Origin of the sequence: Bradyrhizobium sp. WBOS07 (assembly GCF_024585165.1) — a bacterium.
Lineage (GTDB): Bacteria > Pseudomonadota > Alphaproteobacteria > Rhizobiales > Xanthobacteraceae > Bradyrhizobium > Bradyrhizobium japonicum_B.
This window is the reverse complement of sequence record NZ_CP029008.1, coordinates 5,596,184-5,619,394: the sequence shown is the minus strand read 5'-3', so window position 1 is coordinate 5,619,394 and position 23,211 is coordinate 5,596,184. Positions and strand designations below refer to the sequence as shown.

The window sequence follows — 23,211 nt, the reverse complement described above, 5'->3', positions numbered from 1 at the left end:
CGTATGGACCACGAAAAGGTCAATATCCTCCTCGTCGACGACCAGCCCGCCAAGCTGCTCGCCTATGAGGTGATCTTGAAGGATCTCGGCGAGAACCTCGTGATCGCCTCGTCGGGGCGCGAGGCGCTGGAAGTCCTGCTCAAGACCGAGATCGCGGTGATCCTCGTCGACGTCTGCATGCCCGAACTCGACGGCTTCGAGCTCGCCGCGATGATCCGCGAGCATCCACGCTTCCAGAAGACCGCGATGATCTTCATCTCCGCCATCCAGGTCAGCGACATCGACCGGTTGCGCGGCTACGAAATGGGCGCGGTCGACTACGTACCGGTCCCGGTCGTGCCGGAAGTCCTGCGCGCCAAGATCAAGGTGTTTGCCGAACTCTACCGCAAGACCCGCGAGCTCGAACGACTGAACCAGGAGCTCGAGGATCGCGTCCGCGCCCGCACGGCGGAACTGGAAAACTCCACGGCGAAGCTGCGCGAGAGCGAACAACGGCGCAGCATGGCGATCGCGGCCGGCAAGATGGGATCCTGGGATTGGGACTGGATCAGCGGCGATTGGATGTGGGACGAAGGCCAGTATCGCATCTTCGGCGTCAGCCCCGAGAGCTTCGAGGTCAACCCCGCCAACGTTCAAGCGCTGTTGCATCCCGACGACGTCGACCAGCTGCGCAAGGCGATCGCCGAGTTCAACAGGGGCACGCGGGCCTACGAGACCGAGTTCCGCATCATGCGGCCCGACGGAGAGGTGCGCTGGTGCGTCGGCACGGCGGCGGCAACGGTGGACGATAGCGGTCGCGTCGTCCGCGTCAGCGGCGTCACCGTTGATATCACCGAACGCAAGCGTGCCGAGGAACGGCAGAACCTGCTGGCGCGGGAAGTCGATCATCGCGCCAAGAACGCGCTGGCCCTGGCGCAGTCGATCGTGCGTCTGACCCGGGCCGACGAGGTCAAGGCCTATGTCAGCGCCGTCGAGGGCCGCATCAATGCGCTGGCGCGCGTGCACACCATCCTGTCGCTGTCGAGCTGGCAGGGCGCCGAGCTCTCCAGGCTGATCGACGAGGAGCTGGCGCCCTACTCGCTCGGCGGCCAGATCGTATTGGCAGGTCCGGAGGTCCAGTTGCTGCCGACCACGGCCCAGACGCTGGCGCTCGCTCTGCACGAGCTCTTCACCAACTCGGCCAAGTACGGCGCCCTCTCGACCAGATCGGGACGGCTCACAATCGGCTGGCAGGTCGAGGAGCAATTGCTGACGCTGAGCTGGGAGGAATCGGGCGGCCCACTCGTCATGCCTCCGAAATCGCGCGGCTTCGGCACGCGGAGCCTGCTGGCGAGCGTCGAGTCCCAGCTCGGTGGACAAGCGCGGTTCGATTGGCGCGCCGAGGGCCTGTTGTGCCGCCTGGAGGTGCCGCTGACCCGCAAGACGGGGGCGACGGCCCGATCCGGGAAGTTCGAAGACGCCGGCTCCGCCGAATTGCAGCGCGCATCCGGTTAGCGGAATGGCGACCGGTTCGCATCGAGTGGATACGTCAGGGCGATAAGCCAGTGCGTCCGTTCCGTTTCAGACGGAGCGGAAACCATCAGCCAAACGCGGCGCTCGTCATGCGTCGCGCCATTCGCGGGTCGCGTGCAACCCGCCCCTCGAGCCAGGCTTCCGTCTGGGCGAGATCGCGCAATGCCCTGGCATAGCGGCGCGCCGCGCTTCGCTCCGCCCCGCGCGGCAGCTTGCGGGCCTTGTGAAGGATGTCCGCGGCCGCGTTGCGATAGGCCAGCGAGCGATAGAGAAAGACCACCTTACCCATATCGATGTTCCCGTTTTGCTGGGCCTCATCCTCGCAAGACCAGCATGAACGTCGGATGAAGCGGTCGATGACAATTCCTTCATTCCTCAGGAACAGTGGTTTGCCGCCCGCGTTGGCATGCCAAATGGGGATGCAGTTCCCATGCGCACAAAAAAGTCGTCAGACCTGATTTCTGCGACCGGCCTCATCAAGCTGATGACGCATGCATTGATGGGCGCCGCTCTCGGCCTCGTCTTCAGTCTCGCGCTGATCCTGTGCAATCCGGCCGTCGCCAGCCTGCTCAACAACGGCGGAAGCCAGACCGTGATCGTCTTCGCCCTCACATTGGTGACGACCTTCGCGATCGGCGCGACACTCACCGGCGTCGTGTTCATCATCGCCGAGGACAAGCAATCTTGAGACCGGCGTGAGGCGTCGCCCCCCAACGATTTCAGCGCCGGGTGGCCGCGCGGTCGGGCTTGCCGATTGTCTTCACGAGACGCAGGCGCACCCGGTCGTGGACGTCGGGCAGCACATCGCCGCCGCCGGCCGCCTTCCATTCGGCGATCAGCAAGGTGATCTGTCGGCGCAGCTCCAGCTGCGCCAGCGCCTGTTCGGTGCAATCGCGATCCCCGTTGATGCGATCCCGCACGGACGCCTCGACATCGGCCATCTCCAGCCTCAAGGCGCTGATTTTACGTCGAATTTCATTAATTCTGTTGTCCATGGCTTGTTAGAACAAAATAAGAACATATAGTCAAGCCAGGATTTGAAGACGGAGACGCCGGATGCAGGTTCAAGGTAAATACGACGCCAGGATCTTTCTCGCCGAGCAGATGACCCGGGCGCAGGGGCTGAGGCTGAAACGGTTGAGCGAAGAGGCCTATCAACCCGCACAATATGCGCGCGATCTGTCCTTCACCGAGGCCGCGCGGCGCATCCAGGTGCTGGAAGCGGAGATCGAGCTGGCGAACTCCTTCTAGGCGTGCACCTGGCTAGGCGTACACTTGGCCTTGGCCTGCTGTTTCGGAACCATGGTGGGTCCGGATGGTTTTCCTGAGCCAATGGAGAATCATGCATGGCACGCAAGGCAAAGAAACGTCGCTACTCACCCAGCTCCGGCAGCGAGGTCGAAAGCGAGATGCGGCGCTACAAGAAGGGCACCGCCAAGAGCGGTCGCAAAGGCCGCGGCGGACGCGTGAAGAGCCGCAAGCAGGCGATCGCGATCGGCCTGTCGAAGGCGCGCAAGAAGGGCAAGAAGGTCCCGAAGAAAGCTGCCAAGAAGACGTCGTCCAAGAAGCGGACGACCAAGAAGACAGCCAAGAAAACGTCCAAGAAATCATCGAAGAAATCGTCGAAGCGCAAATCCAGCAAGCGTTGACGCTGTCCCGTCTCAGATCATGCTGCCCGGCATGAAGCAGCGGATCGAGACCCCGAACGCGGTCTTCACCGGCCATACCATGGTGCGGCCGGCGCGGTTCGGCTCGGTGATGACGGCTTCATCCGGCACGTCGATCCACTCGCCGTCGAGACGCACGCGATAACGCCCGTTGTGCGATTCCCAATCGGGATCAGCGACGGCAAATCCGTCGGCGTCCGAGCAGCATGGACCGAGGTGGCTGCGCAGGCTGTCGAACCACGGCTTCAGCGGCGAGTTCGCGTAGCGGCCGTCGTCACGACCGAGCGCTGCTCCATCCCAGACCACGAACGGCGCCGCAAGCAGCGCACCCCTCAGCGAGAGCTTCAATCGATCCATGTCGGCACCGATCAAATCCGAACACCGGCAGTTCCACAAAGCGGCCGGAGGTGCGAAGTTCCACGCTTGCAACCCGTTCGCGGCGTCATTGCCGCGGCGGGCAAGTTCGAAGTGTGATGGGCGAACACGGCTTTTTCGTATGAACCGCGTCACCATTCCTGCCGTTAACGAGAATGTTATCGATTGGCGTTGCAAGTCCTGACGGCGAACGGAGAAGGCGGCCCGAGGGCCGCCTTCTTGATGTCTGCCGATAGCTGTTCGCCTCAGGCAAGCGGCACCGCGACGAACCTCGTCGCCTCGGCGCTTCTGACCTGCAACAGCACGCTGCGCTTGCCGGACGATTTGGCCTCCGCCAGCTCGGAGCGGACGTCGCCGACATTGGCCACGGCCTTGCCGCCGACGTTGAGGATGACGTCACCGGTCTGGATGCCGCGCTGCGCCGCCGGCCCTTGCGGATCGACCTCGGTGACGACAACGCCCTTCTGACCGGCGCCCTGGACCTCGGCGGCGGGAGCAAGGCCAAGCCCGAGACGCGGCGTGCCGGCGCTCGGCTGCTCCCTACCCTGGTCGGCACCGCCATTTGCCTTGGCCTGCCGCTCGTTCGGCAACTCGCCGAGGGCGAGCGTCAACGTCTTGGTCGTGCCGTTGTGGAAGACGTCGAGCTTCACCGAGCTGCCCGGGGCCAGGGTGGCGATGGTGCGGGCGAGATCGCGGGAGTCCTTGATCGCGGTGCCGTTGACGGCGGTGATGACGTCACCAGCGGCGATGCCGGCCTTCGCCGCCGGGCTGCCGTCCTGCGGATTGTCGACGATGGCGCCGCGCGCCTCCTTCAGGCCGAGGCTGTCGGCGATGTCGGCGGTCACCGGCTGCACCTGCACGCCGAGCCAGCCGCGGGTCACCGCGCCCTTGTCCTTGAGCTGCGCGACGACGAGCTTTGCGGTCGAGGCCGGAATGTCGAAGCCGATGCCGACCGAGCCGCCGGAGGGCGAGAAGATCGCGGTGTTCACGCCGATCACGTTGCCGTTCATGTCGAAGGCCGGGCCCCCGGAATTGCCCTTGTTGATGGGCGCGTCGATCTGGATGAAGTCGTCATAGGGACCGTTGCCGATGTCGCGGCCGCTGGCCGAGACGATGCCGGCGGTCACGGTGCCGCCGAGACCGAAGGGATTGCCGACCGCGACCACCCAGTCGCCGATGCGCGGCTTCTGGTCGGAGAATGTGACGAACGGAAAGTCCCTTTTGCCGTCGACCTTGATCAGCGCGAGATCCGTCTTCGGGTCGGTGCCGACGACCTTCGCGGTGTAGCTGGTGCCGTCATCCATCGTCACCTGCACCGAGGCGGCGTGGTCGACGACGTGGTTGTTGGTCACGGCATAGCCGTCGGCGGAGATGAAGAAGCCGGAGCCTTCGCCGGTGATCATCTGATGGCGCTGGCGCGGCATGCCGTTCGGCTCGCCCGGGAAGCGGAAGCCGAACTGCCGCGAGAACTGGTCGAACGGCGTCTCCCCGTCGGAATCCATCCGGTTCTGTTGCAGCATGGCGCTCTTGTCGTTGTCCTGGTCGATCCTGACCCGCACCGAGATGACGGCCGGCTTGACCTTGCTGACGAGGTCGCCAAAGCCCGGCGGCGTCGCGGCGGTCTCGGCGGCCTGGGCCGGCGCGACGAAGGAGATCGGGCCGAACTTTGAGGCGCCGGGTGAAGCCGCCAGCACGGCCACGCCGAGCGCGGCCACGGTGCCGAGCAGCGCAAGCCGGCGCGGCCTCAAAATCTTGCGGGAAGTCGGGGTGTCGGAATTGGCGCGATCGTTCATGTCGGAATGTCCATGTTGGATGAGTGTCGCCTTGCGTCCAACATGGACATCGTCACCTTACGGCGTCCCGTCCATCCGATTAAATCTTGGCAAAGAACGAGCGATGGCCGCGGCAAGCCCGCGCATTTGATGCAGCTCAACGCGGGTCCGCGGGGCAGTGAAAGACTGCGGCCACCGGATGATGTCCATCGGAGGCGCCCATGTACAAAGACATTCTCGTCCACATTCCCACCGAACGCCCCATGCGTGCCGCGATCGATGGCTCGGTTTCGCTCGCGGCGCAGTTCAACGCCCATCTCGACGCGGTCGCGGTCGGCTATGTCGCGACAAGTGCGGCTTACGTGATGGAGGGCGGCGCCGCGGTGGCGGCCGTGTTCGAGCTGGAACGCGAGCGCGCCGTGGAGCGGGCCGAGGCCGCGCTCTCAGTCTTCGAGATCGAAGCGGGGAACGCCGGCGTCTCCTACGCCTGCCGCCCGCTCGGCGCGATCCCGGCGGACGCAGCCGGCGCGATCGGCGAGATGGCGCGGCTGCACGACCTCAGCGTCGTGCTACAGCCCGATCCGGCGCAAGGCTCGTTCGACAACGACGTGCCGAGCGAGATCCTGTTCCAGTCGGGCGGCCCGGTGCTGTTCCTGCCTTACACGTTCCATGGAGCGTTCAAGGCGGGGCGGATCGGCATCTGCTGGGACGGCAGCCGCGTCGCCGCCCGCGCCGTGCACGACGCAGCACCGTTCCTGGCGCGCGCCGATGAGATCGTGATCATCACCATCAACGAGCAGAACGCGGTCTCCGACGAAGCTTCGGCGAGCAACCTGGCAAGGCATCTCGGCCGCCGTGGACTGTCGACCCGCACGGTCGGCCTGTCGGCGACGCGCGCCGACATCCAGCCGACCATCCTGTCGCTGGCGGCCGACGAGGGGCTCGATCTCCTGGTGATGGGCGGCTACGGCCATTCCCGACTGCAGGAGCGCGTTCTGGGCGGCGTCACCCGCGCCATGCTGGAAGCCATGACGGTCCCGACGCTGATGTCGCACTGAGACGACAGGCCGCCGTCACGCCGCGACCGGGGTCTCCCACGTCGGGGGCGTTGGGGCGTGCTCGTCGCGTTGCACATTGCAGGCGTCGAAATGCGCCTTGAGCTCGACCTCGGCGAGATGTTCGAAATGCTCGGCCTGGCCGAGGAGTTGCCAGTTCTGAAGCGGCCGGTAGGCTGCCTGCTGACGACAGAGGGACGCCAGCGCCCGGTAGCGACGTACGTTCTCCATGAGACCCTCCCTCGCATTTGCAGAGCTTATTGCCCTCATTTGCGTCAGGCCGATGGCGGTTGTGCAAAAGATTTGCTGCGCGCACCGCACGCCCCGGCCTCGGCTCGCTGAGAGGAAATATATATCCGGGGCAAAGTTCCAAACCGTGCCGGCTGACGCCCGGAGCCGCACCGCGGACCTAACGGCCCAGAGCATGATCCGGAAAAGTGCGAGGCGGGTTTCCGAGGAAATCATCCTTAGATAGCGATCTGAAGCGCGATGACGTCGCGCTCTAGGCATAGTGCCGGCGCTCCACGGTCATTCCGACCAGGACGAGATAGCGTTCGATCAGGTCGGGTCGGCCGACCAGATAGCCCTGCATCTCCTCGCAGGCCTCGCGCGCCAGGAAGGCACGCTGCGCTTCCGTCTCCACCCCCTCTGCAATGACCGGCATGTTCAGGGCGTGCGCGAGGCTCAGGACCGCGCGGACGATCTCGGCCGATTGCGGCGAGGCGTCCAGATCGGAGATGAAACCGCGATCGATCTTGATCTTGTCGAACGGGAACGACTGGAGATAGGACAGCGAGGAATAGCCGGTGCCGAAATCGTCCATCGCGATGCGGATGCCGAGCGCCTTCAGCCGCCGCAGCAGGTGGAGCGCGCCGGTGAAATCGCCGATCAGCACCCCCTCGGTGATCTCGACTTCGAGCCGCGTCGGCGTCAGCCCCGTCTCCAGCAGGATCTGGTGAATCGAACGCTCGAGATCGCCGGCCTGAAACTGGACTGGCGACAGATTGACCGCGACCTGCAGCGGCCGCGGCCAGGACGCCGCCTCGCGGCACGCTTCGCGCAAGACCCATTCGCCGATCTCGACGATCAGCCCGTTCTCCTCGGCAAGCGGAATGAAGCGGTCCGGCGGCACGAAGCCGCGCGTCGGATGATTCCAGCGCAGCAGGGCCTCGAAGCCGATGACCTCGCCATCGATCCGCGCCTGCGGCTGGAAGTAGACCAGGAACTGGTTCTGCTCAAGCGCCTGCCGCAGATCGTGCTGCAACAGCCTGCGGTCGCGCAGCTCCTGATCCATCTCGGATTCGAAGAAGCGGACCCGCCCCCTGCCCTCGCGCTTGGCACGATGGAGGGCTGAATCGGCGTTGGCGAGCAGCGTGGCGGCATTGACGCCGTCGTCCGGATAAAACGCAATGCCGACGCTGAGACCGACGGGGAGGAGATAATCGTCGACCTCGAGCTCCTTGCCGATCGTCTCGACCAGCCGTTCGGCGAGTGCCTGAACGTCCTCTCGGCTGACGTGGTCGGGCATCAGGATCATGAACTCGTCGCCGCCGATACGGGCGACGAAGGCGCCGTCGGCTTCCGCGGCGAGCCGGTCCGCCGCCGCCCGCATCAGCATGTCGCCGACGGGATGGCCGAACACGTCGTTGACCTCCTTGAAGCGGTCGAGGTCGAGGCTGAGCACGGCAAAGCTGGTCGCCGCCTCCTGGGCCAGCTCCAGCCGCTCGCCGAGCGCGGCGTTGAAGGCGCTGCGGTTCGGCAGGTCGGTCAACGCGTCATGGTGCGCAAGATGGCTGATCCGCGCCTCGTTCGTGATCCTCTCGGTGACGTCTTCGATCACGCCGACCAGATATTGCGGCGCGCCTCCACCGTCCCTGATCAGCAGCTTGCGCGAATTGACGAGACGATCGCGGCCTTTGACGCCGACATCGAGCAGATGTCCCTCCAGGATCATCGGTGTGCCGCTATCGACGACGCGGCGATCCTGCTCGTTGACGACGCGGGCGACATTCTCCGGAAAGATCTCGGCCGGAGTCTTGCCCAGCATCTCCTCGCGCGGCATTCCGTAATATTCTTCGCCGGCGCGGTTGAGCAGAATGTAGCGGGAGTCCTTCGCATCCTTGGCGAATACCGCGATCGGGATGTTCTCGATGATGCTGTCGAGGAATTCGCGCGCCCGCAGCAGATCCTGTTCGGCGCGTTTATGCGTCTGCTCGAGTTCCTCGATCATCAGCTTGATCGCCCGGTCGGTGCGGCGGCGATCGCGGTCGCTTTCCTCATAGGCCGCGCTGACGAGTTCACCGAGCCTGGTCAGATCGACCTGTCCGGATTCGTCCGTCGCCTGGCGGATCTGTCTTGCGAGCAACCGATGCGTGGTCAAGCTGCCGCCTCCCCGATGACGGTGACCGTCATGGTCTGGTTATGCAGTTCGCAGCGTCCGGACGCGGCCGGCGGGGCGAACTCACCGTAGGAGTAGAATCCGATCCGGACGACGTCCTCGCCGAGCTCGGCGGCAACGGCATCCAGCTCGTCCTGCGTGCGCTGCCCCATCACCCTGCGGCGGCCGGTGCAGCTCACCAGAATGGCGAGCTTGTCGCCGTCGACCCCGTCCGACAATGCGCTGCGCGCCTGCCTGCCCGCCTCGCCCGCACCGGCGGCGAGACTGTCGAAATTGGCGCGCATCAATTGCGCGGTGCATCCTTCCGGTATGTCGGCGGCGAAAGTCAGGGTGCGGGCATCGCGGTCCACCGCGAACACCGAGCGCACGATTTGCCGGTTCGGCTCGGCCTCGTCGTGAATGCGCAAGGGGAATGCCAGACCCGAACCCGGCATCGCCTCGGCCTCCTCCTCGCCGAGATAGCGGGCGTAGAGGTCCAGCGACGGCTCGCCGTCGAGCTCCACGACCACCGATCCCAGCGCCTTCGTGACCTTGCGGCGGGGACCGAACACATCCCAGCCGCCGGCGCAACCATGCGCGAAGCGGAACGCGGCGCCGTAGAATGCGATTGCGGCGACGCGGTTCGTCGACGGCTCCGCGTCGGCTCCGACGATCGTCTGTTCAAATCGGGCTCCATCGCCGGCGTGCCCGCCGGTGACGGGCAAATCCGGCCCCAGGACTTCAGTGAGTCCGGCAAGCAGCTCGCCCCCGTTCACCGCCAGTCCGTCCGACAGGACGAACAAGCCCGCCAAATCCGCCGCCAGGACTTGGCGGGCAAGGCGCGCGCCGCAGGTCCGCGACGCATCGCGAGCTTCGACGACGTCCTGCACCAGCCGGACCTGCGTGTGCGCGAAGCGCAAGGCGACCGCGACCACTTCATCATCGCAGATGTCGTCGCTATGGATTTGTCCGCCGGTGCTGCAGCCGACGATATGGCTATCGGGATAGAGATCGCGCAGCTCGCGATAACGTTCGCCGTCCAGCAACTGCTCACGGCTGCCGAAATAAAGCACGAGCTGGGGCGGCTCGCGCAGGGCCTCCGCTCCGCGCCAGCCATGGGCAGCATTCCAGTGACGATATTGAATCTGCATCCCACGCCCTCTGCAGTCCTTGAACCACAGATTGTGAGGCGGCGCATTGTGCCGCCGTTAATCGCATGCGGACTTCGACACCGGTGGTTACTCCGGCATGAAAGTGTTGCAGACTCGTGCCAAATTCTCCGTAAGACTCCGGGAAGTTCCGAGACCGAGCCGTCGACGCCTCGACGCAATGGTGAGGTGGCCCGTAATCTACCGGGGGCGCACGCTTTCGCCGAGACGCGTCGGCTGCACGGCATGATCCCGCAGTTTCGGAACCCTTCCCGTCTCGGCGGCGATGCGAATGGCTTGGATATTTGCGGCATAGTCGGCAACGCTCTTGCCGCGAAACACCGCGGAACCCGCCACCAGCGTATCGGCGCCCGCCGCCGCCACGGCAGCGGCATTGTCGCGCGTGATACCGCCGTCGACCTCGAGCCGGATCGGCCGGTCGCCGATCATGGCCTTGATCCGCTCGATCTTCCCGAGCTGGGATTGCAGGAACGACTGGCCGCCAAATCCCGGATTGACCGTCATCACCAGCACGAGATCGACCCGATCGAGCACGTAGGCGATGGCGCTCTCGGGCGTCGCGGGACACAGGCTGACGCCGGCCTTCTTGCCAAGCGCACGGATCGCCTGGAGTGAGCGATCGAGATGCGGGCCGGCCTCGGCGTGCACCGTGATGACATCCGCTCCGGCCTTGGCGAACGCTTCGAGATATGGATCGACAGGCGCGATCATGAGATGCACGTCGAAGATCTTTTTCGTCGCCGGCCGGATCGCCTTGATGACATCGGCGCCAAAGCTGATGTTCGGCACGAAGTGTCCATCCATGACGTCGCAATGGATCCAGTCGGCCCCGGCCGTGTCGATTGCCGCGACCTCCTCGCCGAGACACGCGAAATCCGCAGCCAGGATTGAAGGAGCGATGACGATCTCTGCCGTCATGGCTTTGCACTCCGCGCTTCAGTGCCGCCGCTGAAGACGCGGCTCGCCAGGACATCCAGGGGATCGATGGTTTCGAGATCAGCGACATCGAGCATGCGGTCGAGATCGGACACCAGGCGATCGGCCTGGCGCAGCCGGATGCGGTCGACGGCGTTGCGGATCGAGCGGGCATTGGAGAAGAACGGCTGGGTCCGGCGCAGCGCGATGTATCTTTCGAACGCCTCGCGCGCCGCCGCCGAGAAGCGATAGCCCCGCTCCTTCAGCATCAGCTCGGCGATGACGAGCAGCTCGGCCTCGGCATAGTCGGGGAATTCGATGTGGTGGGCGATGCGGGAGCGGAAGCCGGGATTGGAGGCGAAGAAGCTCGTCATGCGCTCGCCATAGCCGGCGAGGATCACGACGAGGTCCTCGCGTTGGTTCTCCATCACCTGAAGCAGGATCTCGATGGCTTCCTGACCGTAGTCGCGCTCGTTGTCGGGCCGATGCAGGTAATAGGCTTCATCGATGAACAGCACGCCGCCCATCGCCTTCTTCAGGATCTCCTTGGTCTTTGGCGCGGTGTGGCCGATATATTGGCCGACGAGATCGTCGCGCGTCACGGAGATCACCTGCCCGCGCCGCACGAAGCCGAGACCGTGCAGGATCTTGGCCATGCGCAGCGCCACCGTGGTCTTGCCGGTGCCGGGATTGCCGGTGAACGACATGTGCAGCGTTGGTGGTGCGGACGCCAGCCCCGCACGCTGCCGGATCCGCTCGATCAGCAGCAGAGACGCGATCTGGCGCACGCGACTCTTGACGGGCTTCAATCCGATCAGCTCCCGATCGAGCTGTTGCAGCGTCTCGGTGATGCCGGCAGCTTCAGCCTCCTTGCGGAGATCGAAATGGGTCTCGCCGGGCTCGGTCGTGACTGCGTGGGGAACATCCAGCATGGCTGCCTCGAAGAAAGGAGCTTCGCCGCGGGGGAGCGGCGAAGCAGTGGTCCGCCAAGGATACGGAGCAGGGAGAGCTCCGCGCGGAGGAGAACGGTTATTGAGCGGCGTGGGCGGCCGGCTTGCGCACCGTGGTGTAACGGATCGCGCGGCCACCGACTTCCTGCCGCACCAGCTCGAACTCCGCCTCTTGCGGCGGCCGGTTGACGAGGAAGGAAATCCGCACCGATTCCCAGCCATGGCTGGAATCGAAGCCGCTGATGCGGATGTAGCGGTCGCCGTACACCCTGCGGCATTCGGCGAGCTCCATCATCACGCCGGCGGCGTCCTGAAGGTCGAACATCGGCAATCCCCACATCTCCCAATAGGTGTTGCGGGGATGCGGATCGTCGGTGAACTCGATGTTCACCGCCCAACCCTTGGTCAGGCAATATTGCACCTGCTTGGTGATCTGATCGTCGGTGAGATCGGGCAGGAACGAGAAGCAGCCTTGAGTGAGCTTCATGTCAGATCTCCTTAGACGGTTTCGAGCGCGGTCGGCACGAAGTCCGGCGTGTCGGTGGATTGATAATTGAAGGTCACGTCCTTCCAGACTTCGAGCGCCGCCTTTAGCGGCGTGCAGGTTTCGGCCGCCCTGGCCAGGATCTCCGGGCCCTCGTGGACGTAATCGCGGCCCTCGTTGCGCGCGAGGATCATCGCTTCCAGCGCCACGCGGTTGGCAATCGCGCCGGCCGCAATGCCCATGGGGTGGCCGATGGTGCCGCCGCCGAACTGCAGCACGACGTCCTCGCCCAGGAGGTCGAGCAACTGGTGCATCTGGCCGGCATGGATGCCGCCGGAAGCAACCGGCATCATCTTGTTCAGGCTCGCCCAGGACTGGTCGAAGAACAGGCCGTGCTCGAGCTTGGCCGGATTGAAGTCCTCGCGGCAGACGTCGTAATAGCCGCGCGTGGTGTTGGGGTCGCCTTCGAGCTTGCCGACCACCGTGCCGGCATGGATATGGTCGACCCCGGCAAGCCGCATCCACTTCGCGATGACGCGGAACGACACGCCGTGGCTCTTCTGCCGCGTATAAGTCGAATGGCCGGCGCGATGCAGATGCAGGATCATGTCGTTGCGCCGCGCCCATTTCGCCATCGACTGGATCGCGGTGTAACCGATCACGAGGTCGATCATGACGATGCACGACCCCAGCTCCTTGGCGAACTCGGCGCGCTCGTACATGTCCTCCATCGTGCCCGCGGTGATGTTCAGGTAGGTGCCTTTCACCTCGCCGGAGGCGGCCTGCGCGCGGTTCACGGCCTCCATGCAATAGAGGAAACGATCGCGCCAATGCATGAAGGGCTGCGAGTTGATGTTCTCGTCGTCCTTGGTGAAGTCGAGACCGCCCTTCAGCGCCTCATAGACCACCCGGCCATAATTGCGGCCCGAAAGTCCGAGCTTCGGCTTCACCGTCGCGCCGAGCAGCGGCCGGCCGAACTTGTCGAGGCGTTCGCGCTCGACCACGATGCCGGTCGCCGGCCCCTGGAACGTCTTCACATAGGCGACGGGAAAGCGCATGTCCTCCAGCCGCAATGCCTTGAGCGGCTTGAAGCCGAACACGTTGCCGATGATCGAGGCCGAGAGGTTCGCGATCGAACCCGGCTCGAACAAGTCGAGATCATAGGCGATATAGGCGAAGTACGAACCCGGCGTGCCCGGCACCGGATCGACGCGGTAGCATTTCGCGCGATATTTCTCGGCAGCCGTGAGGCGATCGGTCCAGACCACGGTCCAGGTCGCAGTCGAGGATTCACCGGCCACCGCAGCAGACGCCTCGATCGGATCGACACCTTCCTGCGGCGTCACGCGGAACAGCGCGATGACGTCGGTGTCCTTCGGCGTGTAGTCGGGCTCCCAATAGCCCATGCGCTTGTATTCCATCACACCTGAGCGATAGCGCTCTTTGCCGCGGACCGTGCCTGCATGTGCGTTCATGTCTCTCTCCTACTCTTTTCTCTGCTCTTCTGATTGATCAGGCCGCAACCGGCTCTCGGGCGTCGACGCGCGGATCGAGCTCGCCGGCGCGGTAGCGCCGCGCCATCTCGCTCAAGGGAACGACCTTGATCTTGCTGGCATGGCCCGCGGTGCCGAACTGCTCGAACCGCTCGCGGCAGAGCTCGCGCATCGCGTCCATCGCGGGCTTGAGGAATTTGCGTGGATCGAACTCATTGCGGCTCTCGGCCGCAACCTTGCGGAATATCGCGGTCATCGCCAGCCGGCAGTCGGTGTCGATATTGACTTTGCGCACGCCGCTCTTGATGCCGCGGACGATCTCCTCGACAGGCACGCCCCAGGTCTGCGGCATCTCGCCGCCGAACTGGTTGAACATGTCCTGCAGCGGCTGGGGGACCGAGGAGGAGCCGTGCATCACCAGATGCGTGTTCGGCAGCCGGCGGTGGATCTCCTCGACCACGCGCATCGCCAGGATGTCGCCGTCCGGCTTGCGGCTGAACTTGTAGGCGCCGTGCGAGGTGCCCATCGCGATGGCGAGCGCATCGACCTTGGTGGCCCGGACGAAGTCGACCGCCTGGTCGGGATCGGTCAACAGCTGATCGTGGCTGACCTTGCCCTCGACGCCGTGGCCGTCTTCCTGCTCGCCGCCGCCGTGCTCCAGCGAGCCGAGCACGCCGAGTTCGCCTTCGACGGAGGCGCCGACCCAGTGGGCGAGATCGACGACGCGCCGGGTGATCGCGACATTGTAGTCGTAGTCGGCCGCCGTCTTGGCATCGGCCTTGAGCGAGCCGTCCATCATGACGGAGGTGAAGCCGTGGGCGATCGCGGACGCGCAGGTTGCCTCGTCATTGCCGTGGTCCTGGTGCATGCAGAGCGGGATGTCCGGATAGGTCCGCTCCAGCGCATCGATCATGTGCGAGAGCATGAGATCGCCGGCATAGCTGCGCGCGCCGCGCGAGGCCTGGATGATCACGGGCGCGTCGACCTCGGCCGCCGCCTGCATGATCGCGATGCCCTGCTCCATATTGTTGATGTTGAATGCCGGCACCGCGTAGCCGTGGCTGGCCGCGTGATCGAGCAATTGGCGAAGGGTGATACGAGCCACGATTGATCCTCCTTATTGACGCTTGCGGGCGATCGCCCGGCGGGCCGCTTCCGCGATGCTTTGCGGCGTGATGCCGAACTCCCGGTACAGGACCGGTGCCGGCGCCGAGGCGCCAAAGCCGCGCATGCCGACGAATTCGCCCTCCGGGCCGATCCAGCGATGCCAGTCGCCGGCGACGGCTGCCTCGACACCGACGCGCGGCGCGGTGCCGAGCACGGTGGCGCGGTAATCGTCCGGCTGCTCCTCGAACAGGGCGAAGCAGGGCGCGGAGACCACGGCTGCACGGACGTGCTCGGTCGCAAGCAGGCGGGCGGCTTCCAGGGCGATCGACACTTCCGATCCGGTTGCAATCAGCGTCACGTCGCGGCCGCCGTCCGGCGAGACGACGAGATAGGCGCCGCGTGAGACGCGGTTCTTGCCGCGCGCATCGCTGCGGAAGGTCGGCAGCGCCTGCCGCGACAAGCACAGCACCGACGGACGGTTCTCGGAGCCGAGTGCGCAGTCCCAGGCCTCCAGGGTCTCCACCGCGTCGGCGGGACGGAACACCAGCAGGTTCGGGATCACCCGCAGCGCGGCAAGGTGTTCGACGGGCTGGTGCGTCGGGCCATCCTCGCCGAGGCCGATGGAATCGTGCGTCATCACGTGGATGGCGCGCAGCCGCATCAGCGCCGCAAGGCGGATCGCCGGCCGGCTGTAATCGGAGAACGCCAGGAAGGTACCGCCATAGGGGATGAAGCCGCCATGCAGCGCGAGGCCGTTCATCGCGGCGGCCATGCCGTGCTCGCGAATGCCGTAATGGACGTAGTCGCCGGCGTACGACCCGCGCTTGACGGGAGCCTGCGCCTTGGCATGCGTGAGGTTCGAATGGGTGAGGTCCGCGGAGCCGCCGACCAGGCCGGGGATGGTCCCGGCGATGCCGTCGAGCACCTGTTGCGAGGCCTGCCGCGTCGCGAGCTTCGGACGCTCGGATGCGAAGCGCTCGCGCAATTTCGCCGCAGCCAGCGCGTACTCGGCCGGCAAGGCGACCGCCTTGCCCTCGACGAACAGATCGCGCTGCTCCGGCGTCGCGCGATCGTAGCGATCGAGCCAGGCGAGCCGATCGACCTGCCCGCGCTGCCCGATCATCCGCCATGCCTTGAGCACAGGCATCGGCACCACGAAGGGTTGGTAGTCCCAACCGAGAGCCCGCCGCGCCGCCGCCGTCTGCTCGGTGCCGAGCGGCGCGCCATGCGCCTTCTCCGTGCCTTGCCTGTCAGGCGCGCCGTAGCCGATGATGGTTCGGCAGGCGATCAGCGACGGCCTTGCGGTCTCCCGCTCCTCGGCGATGGCCTGCGCGATCGCTTCCGGATCGTGCCCGTCGATGCTGCGCACCGACCAACCGGAGGCGGCGAAACGCGCGAGCTGATCGTCGGACGTGGCCAGCGAGGTCGGTCCGTCGATCGAGATGCCGTTGTCGTCGAACAGCACGATCAATCGGCCGAGCCCGAGATGGCCGGCGAGCGAGATCGCCTCCTGACTGAGGCCTTCCATCAGGCAGCCATCGCCGGCGACCACGTAGGTGAAGTGATCGACGAGCCCGTCGCCATGCCGCGCATTGGCCATCCGCTCGGCGAGCGCCATGCCGACCGCGGTCGCGATCCCCTGCCCGAGCGGCCCCGTCGTGGTCTCCACGCCCGGCGTATGGCCGTATTCCGGATGGCCCGGCGTCTTCGAACCCCATTGCCGGAACGCCTTGATGTCGTCGAGGCTGACGTCGCCGCCGGTCAGATGCAGCAATGCATAGAGCAGCATCGAGCCATGGCCGGCCGACAGCACGAAGCGATCGCGGTCCGGCCAGTTGGGATGCGCCGAGTCGAATTTCAGGAAGCGCGAGAACAGCACGGTTGCGACGTCGGCCATGCCCATCGGCAGGCCGGGATGACCCGACTGCGACGTCTCGATGGCATCGACCGCGAGGAAGCGGACGGCGTTGGCGAGATCATTGTGCGAGACCGCATTGAGGTCGGCTTCGGCATGAACCGAGATGTTCATCGGATCCTCCCATTATCGTTGGTTTAGGTCACTTCAGGTTCCGCTTGCGCTCGATGAGCTGCATGATCAGCGGCGTCAGGATCAGCTGCATCGCAAGGTCGAGCTTCGCGCCGGGGCAGACGATGGAATTGGCGCGCGACATCCAGCTCTGCGGCAGCATCGACAGCAGATAGGGGAAGTCGATGCCGCGCGGGTTCTTGAAGCGGATCACCACCATCGATTCGTCCGGCGTCGGGATCCAGCGCGCGACGAACGGATTGGAGGTGTCCACCGTCGGCACGCGCTGGAAGTTGATGTCGGTCTCGGTGAATTGCGGGCAGATGTAGTGGATGTAGTCGGGCATCCGCCGCAGGATGGTGTCGGTGACCGCCTCGGTGGAGTAGCCGCGCGCGCTGCGATCGCGGTGCAGCTTCTGGATCCATTCGAGATTGATGACGGGCACGACCCCGATCTTGAGGTCGGCATAGCGCGCGACATTAACCTTGTCGGTGACCACGGCGCCGTGCAGGCCCTCGTAGAACAACAGGTCGGAGTTCTCCGGCAGCTTCTCCCAATCGGTGAAGGTGCCGGGCGCCGCGCCGTGCAGCGCCGATTCCTCGGCGTCGTGGACGTAGTGCCGCGTCACCGCCGTGCCGGTCTCGCCGTAGTCGCGGAAGGCGCGCTCCAGCTCCTCGAACAGGTTGGTCTCGGGGCTGAAATGACTGAAATGCTTGTTGCCGCGATCGGCCTCCTTCGCCATCTGCGCGCGCATCTCGGCGCGGTCGTAGCGATGAAACGCGTCGCCTTCGATATAGGCGGCGTTGACCTTCTCGCGGAAGAATATCTGCTCGAACGTCTTCTTCACCGAGGTGGTGCCGGCGCCGGAGGAGCCGGTGATGGAGATAATCGGATGCTTCCTGGACATGGGGCGCCTCGCTCAGAGCCGGAAGAAACCGCGCCGCGCGAACAGCGGTGCGGAGACGCTGGCGACCAGCAGCGGATCGCAATGCAGCTCCTCGACGCGGCGCACCTCGTTGCTCGAGCCCATGATCAGCGGCACGCGCTGATGCAGGCTCTGCGCCGAGAGGTCGAGGATGCGCTCGCGTCCCGTCGTGGCGGAGCCGCCGGCCTGCTCGACGATCATGGCCATCGGGTGCGCCTCGTAAACCAGGCGCAGGCGACCGTCGCCGTAACCGGGACGCGCGTCGGACGGGTAGAGGAAGACGCCGCCGCGGGTGAGGATGCGATAGGCCTCGGCGACCAGCGAGCCGACCCAGCGCATGTTGAAATCGTGGTTGGCTTGCCCTTCGACGCCGGCGAGGCATTCGTCGATGAAGGCGCGCACCGGCGGATCCCAATGCCGGCGGTTCGAGGCGTTGATCGCGAACTCCTCGCCGGCCTCGGCGATCTGCGCGCCGGCGCGCGCGAGGCGGAAGCAGCCGGCCTTGCGGTCGAGCGTGAAGATGTCGACGCCCTCGCCGAGCGTCAGCACCAGGGAGGTCTGCGGACCGTAGGTGACGAAGCCCGCCGCGAGCTGCGCCGAGCCGCGCTGATGGAAGGCGAGCGAGAGATCATCGGGCGCCGGCAGGATCGAGAAGATCGTGCCGACGGTCATGTTGATGTCGATGTTGGAGGAGCCGTCGAGGGGATCGATCGCGATGCAGATGCGCCCCTGCCGGTCGCCGATCTGAGCCTCGCGCATCTCTTCCGAGGCGAGCGCTGCGATCGGAAGCCGGCCGAGACAGCGGCGCAGGATCGCATCCGCCTGGACGTCGAGATTGCGCTGGAGGTCGCCGTCGCTGTTGCGGCCGGTGGTCAGGCCCGAGGCGTCGGCGAGATCGCCGGACGCGATGAGGTCGGCGATCTCGATGGCCGCCGCCGCGATGGCATCGACCGCGGCTGCCACGGCCAACGCGTGCGGCGCGGTCTCGGAATACCGTTGAAGGTGATCGTCCAGCCTGATTTGCCCGGTCATCTGCGTCCATCCCCTGTGCCGGCGCCGCCTCCGATTGCCTCCCCGGTGGAGGTCGTGCGGTCAGTCTCGGCATCAGGAGATTGACAGGGGCGGCTTAATAAGGAAAATTTCTATTCATAATGAGCCTCAAAGAATTTTCTTATAATGGCCCCAGCCATGCGGCGGCTCAGCTCCGGCATCTGACGATCCGGCAGCTGCGCTCGCTTGCGGCGCTCTCGGCCAAGGGCAGCGTGACGGCGGCGTCCGGCCATCTCGGGCTGACCCAGCCAGCCGTGACCCAGCAGCTCCGGCAGCTTCAGGACCTCGCCGGCCTGCCGCTGGTGCAGCGGACCGGCGACGGCATGCTGCTGACGGAGGCGGGCAAGGAGGTGCTGACGCTGGCCGAGCGGGTCGAGGCCGCCATCACGGACTGCCAGGGCGCGCTCGACCTGCTGGCGGGGCGGACAGGCGGCACCGTGCATCTCGGCGCCGTCTCGACCGCGAAATATTTCGTGCCGCACGCGATCGCGGCGTTCTCCAAGCGCTATCCCAAGATCGAGATCAAGCTGACCATCGGCAATCGCAAGGAGATCCGCGAGGCCATGCACGGCTACGAGCTCGATTTCGCGGTGATGGGTCGGCCACCGGCCGACGTCTCGGTCGATGTCCGCCAGCTCGGGCGCAATCCGCACATCATCGTCGCGCGCAAGGGGCACTGGCTCGAGCGGGATTCCGGCCTCAGCCTGACCGATCTCGTGCACGAGACCTTCCTCACCCGCGAGCCCGGCTCGGGCACGCGGACGCTGATGGAGGGCATGTTCCAGAAGTCCGACCTCGAGCCGATCATCGGCATGGAGATGAGCAGCAACGAGACCATCAAGCAGGCGGTGATCGCCGGGCTCGGCATCGCCTTCATCTCGGCCCACACCGTGGCGCATGAGCTCGCCGAGGGCCGGCTGGTCGTGCTCGACGTCGCGGGCCTGCCGATCGTGCGGCAATGGTACGTGATCCGCCGCAGCGACAAGGTGCTGCTGCCGCCGGCGCAGGCGATGTTCGATTTTCTCGGCTCGGAAGGGTCGAACTACCTGCCGGACCTGCCCGAGCTCGGCGAGCGCTGAGCCGCCGGCGCTCAGCTCATCAGCTTCATGGCAACGGTGGCCGCCAGGATCGCGATGATCTGGAGCAGGCGCTGCGTCGTGAAGATGCGGTTGAAGGTGGTCATTGCTTGCCCCGGCCGGCGTGGAGGAGATTTCGAGCGGCCCGTTGCTAGCACAGGCGGGCGGCGACACAACACCGTAATGGCCACGAGGGCGATCGCGCCTGCGGCGGACCGGTGCATGGCCGCGCCGGCCGCTGGCGATCAGGCCGCGCGCGGCGCGGCGTGGTCCAGGCGCGCCGCGAAATAGGCTTCCAGCTCCGACAGCGCCCGCGCCTCCCACTCCCTGGCCTGCTCCAGCAGCGACCAGCTCTGGCCCGGGCGGAATGCCGCGGTCTGGCGATAGAGCGATGCGATGCCGCGATAGCGCCGCACGTTCTCCAGGATGGCGTGACCGTTCATGTCCGAAAGCTTCCTCGTCGTTCCCGGGGGAGAAATTGCGGCCAAATCTTTTTCGAAAAGTTAGCGGCGCACGGCAAGCGCGCGGATGGTTGCCGGAATGTTGCGCGCACGCAACGCCCAACGGGGTGCCGGGACGATGTCGAGAGCGATTTATTGCGGATTCGTTGCCGCGCTCTCGCCCGGGGGCTTCAGCCCGCTGCGGCTGACGATCTTCATCGTCTCGCGGCAGAGATCGGCAAGGCCGATCAGCAGCACGGCCAGCAGGCAGAACAGGTTGATGGAATCGGCATTCGCGCTGGATAGCGCGTTGAACTCGAAGGCGGGCGGAATGAACGCCCACCACACCAGCGGAATGGTGAACAAGGCAGCGAACCCCGCCGCCGGCGCGCCCGCGACGAGGCCGAGCACGAACAGGCTGGGCAGGAACGCTGCAAAATAGTATTGCGCGCCGAGCGCGACGCAGATGGCCTGAAGCACAGCCGACATCGCGATCACGATGCAGGCGAGCAGCAACGCCTGCCACGACCACGGCCGCACCCAGGGTACGCCAAGCAGCCCCGCGCGCCTCATCAGCCTCCCCCTGCCGCCCGTTAACCGGCTTGGTTGAAACGAAAATACCACAGCCGCAGGCAGACCGCGAGATGGAAATGACAGCGCGGCGGGACCGGTCAACGAGCCGCAAAGCACCGCTCTGGAGGCTTGCCGGCTGAGGTGCGTGTGCCGGACAAGCTGCAACGCGCAAGCGTTGCGGCGCAGAGCCGGGACCCAGGGCGACACGGTCCAATGCCGCGACATGGGCCCCGGCTCTGCAGCGCACCGTACCGGACGATGCTTCGCATCGCCGGGGACGCTGCGCTGCGTCCGGGGCACGAGCGCGGAGTGGCGCACATGCTCTCTCCCCGTCGTTGCGGAGTATGAGGCGAGAGCTGCTTCTCCAATCACCACTGTCATTCCCCGCGAAGGCGGGGAATCCAGTACGCCGCGGCTTCTCGGATTGATCTCTGGCGTCTCTGGAATACTGGATCGCCCGCTTTCGCGGGCGATGACATCGCGTGTGTGGCGACGGACATGCCTTCGCATTCTCGCGGCGCAATTCACCCGAGCTTTGCTTGCGTCTCCACCCTCAAATCCAAGAGGGCGCAGGGAAGGCCGGGTGCTGACAACGCACCCGCGGTCTGCTGCGCAAAATGCACACGCAGGAAGAACCGCACAGCAGCATACAGGTGGTGCCGATCACTCGGCCTTCCCTGCGCGGTGGTCGGACGGCTTATGCCGTGCTCTCCCGGGAGCCGAACTTTCCTTCTGGCCTCCCTCGCCCCGCGAATTGGATGATGCAGTCTGCCCGGTTGGGCTCGCTCGCACCTCCGCGGAAGCTTGACCGTAGCAACGACGGCCAGGACCACACGGTTTTGCCGTACGCACGGCCCGCCCTTTCGCCGCAGTATTCCCGGGCCTCGTCGACGAAGCCGGAAACTTACAGGCGAGACGAGACCTAGCAGCGCCGTTCGTCCGCACGCGGCCACGGACTCACAGGGACTACCCGCCCTGCCCGCACCTCTCGTGCCGACGCTGCCGCGTCCACCGCAAGCCCGGCTCGCGATCAAGACGACCTCGAGATCGCCCCTCCTGGATGAGCCGGGATGGGCGACACATACGTCAAAACCGAATTTCGGTAAAGTGGAATATTTTTGACGAGCGGGATTGACAGAGGGCGACACAGGCATGGTGCCGTAGCCCGGATGGAGCGCAAGCGTAATCCGGGACGATGCGAGATGCCGGGCGAGCGGCCCCGGATTACGCTTCGCTCCATCCGGGCTACAAGAGGGCGCGCGTCACTTCGCCTGCACCGGCGCGCCATCCGCCATGGTCGTGACGCCCTTGCGCTCGACGATCATCCCATAGGCGTGCGGCTGGCGGTGGATGTCGAAATTGAAGGTGGTGCGCTTGTAGGAATTGCAGAGATCGAGATCGCAGCGCGCCAGCGCCAGCTCGTCGCCCTTGGTCGTGCATCGCGCGATGATCTCGCCGGAGGGCGCGATGATGCAGCTGCCGCCGATATGGTCGACGCCCTCCTCGATGCCGGCCTTGGCGACGCCGACCACGAAGGTGCCGTTCTGATAGGCGCCGGCCTGCATCACCAGATGATTGTGGAACAGCGAGAGATCGTCATGCTCGGGCGCGGGCGGGTTGTGCACCGGCGTGTTGTAGCCGATCATCACCATCTCGACGCCCTGCAGGCCCATCACCCGATAGGTCTCGCTCCAGCGGCGGTCGTTGCAGATCGCCATGCCCATCACGCCGCCGAAGGCGCTGGCGACGCCGAAGCCGCGGCCCGGCTCGAAATAGCGCTTCTCCAGATGCTGAAATTTCCGCCACGGCTCGTGCTCGGCATGACCGGGCAGATGGACCTTGCGGTATTTCGAGACGATCGCGCCGCTCTTGTCGACGAGAATGGACGTGTTGTAGCGCCTGACGACGCCGGCCTCGACCGTCAGCTCGGCATAGCCGAGGGCGAAGCCGATGCCGAGTTCGCGGCCGAGATCGAACAGGCCTCGCGTCTCCGGGCCGGGCATCTCGCGCTCGAAGAATTGGTCGATCTCGGCCTGATCCTCGAAATACCAGCGCGGGAAGAACGTCGTCAGCGCGAGCTCGGGATAGACGATCAGGTCGCATCCGCACGCCTTCGCCTCGCGCATCAAGGCCATCAGCCGGGCTACGACTTCGGTCCTGCTCTCGGTCCGGGCAATCGGACCAAGCTGGCCGGCCGCAACAGTCACAAATCTCGCCACGCCTCATTCCTTCGTTGTCCGGAGTG

General features: G+C 65.6%; 24 protein-coding genes. 6 read left to right on the top strand and 18 right to left on the bottom strand.

Going from position 1 to position 23,211, the window contains the following annotated elements:
• Nucleotides 1-3 precede the first annotated feature (3 nt).
• Complete coding sequence (locus DCM79_RS26750; RefSeq protein ID WP_257177088.1) at nucleotides 4-1,494, top strand: HWE histidine kinase domain-containing protein; 1,491 nt, start codon at nucleotides 4-6, stop codon at nucleotides 1,492-1,494.
• Nucleotides 1,495-1,579: 85 nt separating this feature from the next.
• On the opposite strand, the gene DCM79_RS26745 is transcribed toward DCM79_RS26750, so the two are convergent.
• Nucleotides 1,580-1,801: a hypothetical protein gene (locus tag DCM79_RS26745; protein WP_257177087.1), complete on the bottom strand. Its 222-nt coding sequence runs from the start codon at nucleotides 1,799-1,801 to the stop codon at nucleotides 1,580-1,582.
• 141 nt (nucleotides 1,802-1,942) lie between these two features.
• On the opposite strand from DCM79_RS26745, the gene DCM79_RS26740 reads away from it, so the two are divergent.
• Nucleotides 1,943-2,200, top strand: coding sequence for a hypothetical protein (locus DCM79_RS26740; protein WP_257177086.1), 258 nt, complete (start codon nucleotides 1,943-1,945; stop codon nucleotides 2,198-2,200).
• 31 nt (nucleotides 2,201-2,231) lie between these two features.
• On the opposite strand, the gene DCM79_RS26735 is transcribed toward DCM79_RS26740, so the two are convergent.
• The gene (locus DCM79_RS26735) at nucleotides 2,232-2,453 is read right to left on the bottom strand and encodes a hypothetical protein (RefSeq protein ID WP_257177085.1); all 222 of its coding nucleotides are present in this window, start codon (nucleotides 2,451-2,453) and stop codon (nucleotides 2,232-2,234) included.
• Between the two features lie 115 nt (nucleotides 2,454-2,568).
• Here DCM79_RS26735 and DCM79_RS26730 point away from each other — a divergent pair, with 115 nt between their 5' ends.
• Together DCM79_RS26730 and DCM79_RS26725 are read left to right on the top strand one after the other, a co-directional pair.
• Nucleotides 2,569-2,763, top strand: a complete 195-nt coding sequence (locus DCM79_RS26730; RefSeq protein ID WP_028134967.1) for a DUF3072 domain-containing protein — start codon at nucleotides 2,569-2,571, stop codon at nucleotides 2,761-2,763.
• A 95-nt stretch (nucleotides 2,764-2,858) separates the two neighbouring features.
• Nucleotides 2,859-3,161 (top strand): DUF6496 domain-containing protein, encoded by a 303-nt coding sequence (locus DCM79_RS26725; RefSeq protein ID WP_257177084.1) that lies wholly within the window; start codon nucleotides 2,859-2,861, stop codon nucleotides 3,159-3,161.
• A 12-nt stretch (nucleotides 3,162-3,173) separates the two neighbouring features.
• Here DCM79_RS26725 and DCM79_RS26720 read toward each other — a convergent pair whose 3' ends face one another.
• The gene (locus DCM79_RS26720) at nucleotides 3,174-3,536 is read right to left on the bottom strand and encodes a hypothetical protein (protein WP_257177083.1); all 363 of its coding nucleotides are present in this window, start codon (nucleotides 3,534-3,536) and stop codon (nucleotides 3,174-3,176) included.
• Between the two features lie 263 nt (nucleotides 3,537-3,799).
• Nucleotides 3,800-5,347 (bottom strand): Do family serine endopeptidase, encoded by a 1,548-nt coding sequence (locus tag DCM79_RS26715; protein WP_257177082.1) that lies wholly within the window; start codon nucleotides 5,345-5,347, stop codon nucleotides 3,800-3,802.
• Between the two features lie 200 nt (nucleotides 5,348-5,547).
• On the opposite strand from DCM79_RS26715, the gene DCM79_RS26710 reads away from it, so the two are divergent.
• Nucleotides 5,548-6,384, top strand: coding sequence for a universal stress protein (locus DCM79_RS26710; RefSeq protein ID WP_257177081.1), 837 nt, complete (start codon nucleotides 5,548-5,550; stop codon nucleotides 6,382-6,384).
• A gap of 15 nt (nucleotides 6,385-6,399) precedes the next feature.
• Here DCM79_RS26710 and DCM79_RS26705 read toward each other — a convergent pair whose 3' ends face one another.
• From DCM79_RS26705 to DCM79_RS26655, 11 genes are all read right to left on the bottom strand, one after another.
• Nucleotides 6,400-6,612 (bottom strand): hypothetical protein, encoded by a 213-nt coding sequence (locus DCM79_RS26705; protein WP_257177080.1) that lies wholly within the window; start codon nucleotides 6,610-6,612, stop codon nucleotides 6,400-6,402.
• A 271-nt stretch (nucleotides 6,613-6,883) separates the two neighbouring features.
• A complete protein-coding gene (locus tag DCM79_RS26700) occupies nucleotides 6,884-8,761 on the bottom strand; it encodes a bifunctional diguanylate cyclase/phosphodiesterase (protein ID WP_257177079.1) in 1,878 nt (625 codons plus the stop codon).
• Nucleotides 8,758-9,831, bottom strand: a complete 1,074-nt coding sequence (locus DCM79_RS26695; protein WP_257177078.1) for an FIST signal transduction protein — start codon at nucleotides 9,829-9,831, stop codon at nucleotides 8,758-8,760. Before DCM79_RS26695 ends, DCM79_RS26700 begins: the two co-directional genes overlap by 4 nt.
• 276 nt (nucleotides 9,832-10,107) lie before the next feature.
• Entirely contained in the window at nucleotides 10,108-10,845 is a 738-nt protein-coding gene (rpe, locus tag DCM79_RS26690) for a ribulose-phosphate 3-epimerase (protein WP_257177077.1), read from the bottom strand.
• Entirely contained in the window at nucleotides 10,842-11,774 is a 933-nt protein-coding gene (cbbX, locus tag DCM79_RS26685; RefSeq protein WP_257177076.1) for a CbbX protein, read from the bottom strand. The genes rpe and cbbX overlap by 4 nt, the downstream gene beginning before the upstream one ends.
• 97 nt (nucleotides 11,775-11,871) lie before the next feature.
• Complete coding sequence (locus DCM79_RS26680) at nucleotides 11,872-12,279, bottom strand: ribulose bisphosphate carboxylase small subunit (protein WP_257177075.1); 408 nt, start codon at nucleotides 12,277-12,279, stop codon at nucleotides 11,872-11,874.
• A gap of 11 nt (nucleotides 12,280-12,290) precedes the next feature.
• Complete coding sequence (locus tag DCM79_RS26675; RefSeq protein ID WP_257177074.1) at nucleotides 12,291-13,751, bottom strand: form I ribulose bisphosphate carboxylase large subunit; 1,461 nt, start codon at nucleotides 13,749-13,751, stop codon at nucleotides 12,291-12,293.
• Nucleotides 13,752-13,788: 37 nt separating this feature from the next.
• Nucleotides 13,789-14,874 (bottom strand): class II fructose-bisphosphate aldolase, encoded by a 1,086-nt coding sequence (fba, locus tag DCM79_RS26670; RefSeq protein ID WP_257177073.1) that lies wholly within the window; start codon nucleotides 14,872-14,874, stop codon nucleotides 13,789-13,791.
• 12 nt (nucleotides 14,875-14,886) lie between these two features.
• On the bottom strand, nucleotides 14,887-16,905 hold the full coding sequence (tkt, locus tag DCM79_RS26665) for a transketolase (protein ID WP_257177072.1): 2,019 nt from the start codon (nucleotides 16,903-16,905) through the stop codon (nucleotides 14,887-14,889).
• Nucleotides 16,906-16,933: 28 nt separating this feature from the next.
• Nucleotides 16,934-17,809: a phosphoribulokinase gene (locus DCM79_RS26660; protein WP_135167820.1), complete on the bottom strand. Its 876-nt coding sequence runs from the start codon at nucleotides 17,807-17,809 to the stop codon at nucleotides 16,934-16,936.
• A gap of 12 nt (nucleotides 17,810-17,821) precedes the next feature.
• Nucleotides 17,822-18,859, bottom strand: coding sequence for a class 1 fructose-bisphosphatase (locus DCM79_RS26655; protein ID WP_257177071.1), 1,038 nt, complete (start codon nucleotides 18,857-18,859; stop codon nucleotides 17,822-17,824).
• A gap of 119 nt (nucleotides 18,860-18,978) precedes the next feature.
• On the opposite strand from DCM79_RS26655, the gene DCM79_RS26650 reads away from it, so the two are divergent.
• Entirely contained in the window at nucleotides 18,979-19,956 is a 978-nt protein-coding gene (locus DCM79_RS26650) for a LysR family transcriptional regulator (RefSeq protein ID WP_257177070.1), read from the top strand.
• A gap of 242 nt (nucleotides 19,957-20,198) precedes the next feature.
• Here the strand turns inward: DCM79_RS26650 and DCM79_RS26645 are convergent, their stop codons facing one another.
• From DCM79_RS26645 to DCM79_RS26635, 3 genes are all read right to left on the bottom strand, one after another.
• Nucleotides 20,199-20,396, bottom strand: coding sequence for a hypothetical protein (locus tag DCM79_RS26645; protein WP_257177069.1), 198 nt, complete (start codon nucleotides 20,394-20,396; stop codon nucleotides 20,199-20,201).
• Nucleotides 20,397-20,546: 150 nt separating this feature from the next.
• Complete coding sequence (locus tag DCM79_RS26640) at nucleotides 20,547-20,966, bottom strand: DUF4118 domain-containing protein (RefSeq protein ID WP_257177068.1); 420 nt, start codon at nucleotides 20,964-20,966, stop codon at nucleotides 20,547-20,549.
• 1,262 nt (nucleotides 20,967-22,228) lie between these two features.
• Nucleotides 22,229-23,185 carry an N-carbamoyl-D-amino-acid hydrolase gene (locus DCM79_RS26635; protein WP_257177067.1) on the bottom strand — a complete coding sequence of 319 codons (957 nt, stop codon included), beginning with the start codon at nucleotides 23,183-23,185 and terminating at the stop codon, nucleotides 22,229-22,231.
• Nucleotides 23,186-23,211 lie beyond the last annotated feature (26 nt).

Excerpts from the sequence above, each read along its gene's own strand:
- tkt (WP_257177072.1), bottom strand. The coding sequence starts at position 16,905 with ATGAACATCTCGGTTCATGCCGAAGCCGACCTCAATGCGGTCTCGCAC.
- DCM79_RS26675 (WP_257177074.1), bottom strand. The coding sequence starts at position 13,751 with ATGAACGCACATGCAGGCACGGTCCGCGGCAAAGAGCGCTATCGCTCA.
- DCM79_RS26750 (WP_257177088.1), top strand. The coding sequence starts at position 4 with ATGGACCACGAAAAGGTCAATATCCTCCTCGTCGACGACCAGCCCGCC.
- DCM79_RS26715 (WP_257177082.1), bottom strand. The coding sequence starts at position 5,347 with ATGAACGATCGCGCCAATTCCGACACCCCGACTTCCCGCAAGATTTTG.
- DCM79_RS26655 (WP_257177071.1), bottom strand. The coding sequence starts at position 18,859 with ATGACCGGGCAAATCAGGCTGGACGATCACCTTCAACGGTATTCCGAG.
- DCM79_RS26725 (WP_257177084.1), top strand. The coding sequence starts at position 2,859 with ATGGCACGCAAGGCAAAGAAACGTCGCTACTCACCCAGCTCCGGCAGC.
- DCM79_RS26640 (WP_257177068.1), bottom strand. The coding sequence starts at position 20,966 with ATGAGGCGCGCGGGGCTGCTTGGCGTACCCTGGGTGCGGCCGTGGTCG.
- DCM79_RS26730 (WP_028134967.1), top strand. The coding sequence starts at position 2,569 with ATGCAGGTTCAAGGTAAATACGACGCCAGGATCTTTCTCGCCGAGCAG.
- DCM79_RS26735 (WP_257177085.1), bottom strand. The coding sequence starts at position 2,453 with ATGGCCGATGTCGAGGCGTCCGTGCGGGATCGCATCAACGGGGATCGC.
- DCM79_RS26710 (WP_257177081.1), top strand. The coding sequence starts at position 5,548 with ATGTACAAAGACATTCTCGTCCACATTCCCACCGAACGCCCCATGCGT.
- DCM79_RS26680 (WP_257177075.1), bottom strand. The coding sequence starts at position 12,279 with ATGAAGCTCACTCAAGGCTGCTTCTCGTTCCTGCCCGATCTCACCGAC.
- DCM79_RS26645 (WP_257177069.1), bottom strand. The coding sequence starts at position 20,396 with ATGAACGGTCACGCCATCCTGGAGAACGTGCGGCGCTATCGCGGCATC.
- DCM79_RS26660 (WP_135167820.1), bottom strand. The coding sequence starts at position 17,809 with ATGTCCAGGAAGCATCCGATTATCTCCATCACCGGCTCCTCCGGCGCC.
- DCM79_RS26650 (WP_257177070.1), top strand. The coding sequence starts at position 18,979 with ATGAGCCTCAAAGAATTTTCTTATAATGGCCCCAGCCATGCGGCGGCT.
- cbbX (WP_257177076.1), bottom strand. The coding sequence starts at position 11,774 with ATGCTGGATGTTCCCCACGCAGTCACGACCGAGCCCGGCGAGACCCAT.
- DCM79_RS26720 (WP_257177083.1), bottom strand. The coding sequence starts at position 3,536 with ATGGATCGATTGAAGCTCTCGCTGAGGGGTGCGCTGCTTGCGGCGCCG.
- DCM79_RS26705 (WP_257177080.1), bottom strand. The coding sequence starts at position 6,612 with ATGGAGAACGTACGTCGCTACCGGGCGCTGGCGTCCCTCTGTCGTCAG.
- DCM79_RS26745 (WP_257177087.1), bottom strand. The coding sequence starts at position 1,801 with ATGGGTAAGGTGGTCTTTCTCTATCGCTCGCTGGCCTATCGCAACGCG.
- rpe (WP_257177077.1), bottom strand. The coding sequence starts at position 10,845 with ATGACGGCAGAGATCGTCATCGCTCCTTCAATCCTGGCTGCGGATTTC.
- DCM79_RS26740 (WP_257177086.1), top strand. The coding sequence starts at position 1,943 with ATGCGCACAAAAAAGTCGTCAGACCTGATTTCTGCGACCGGCCTCATC.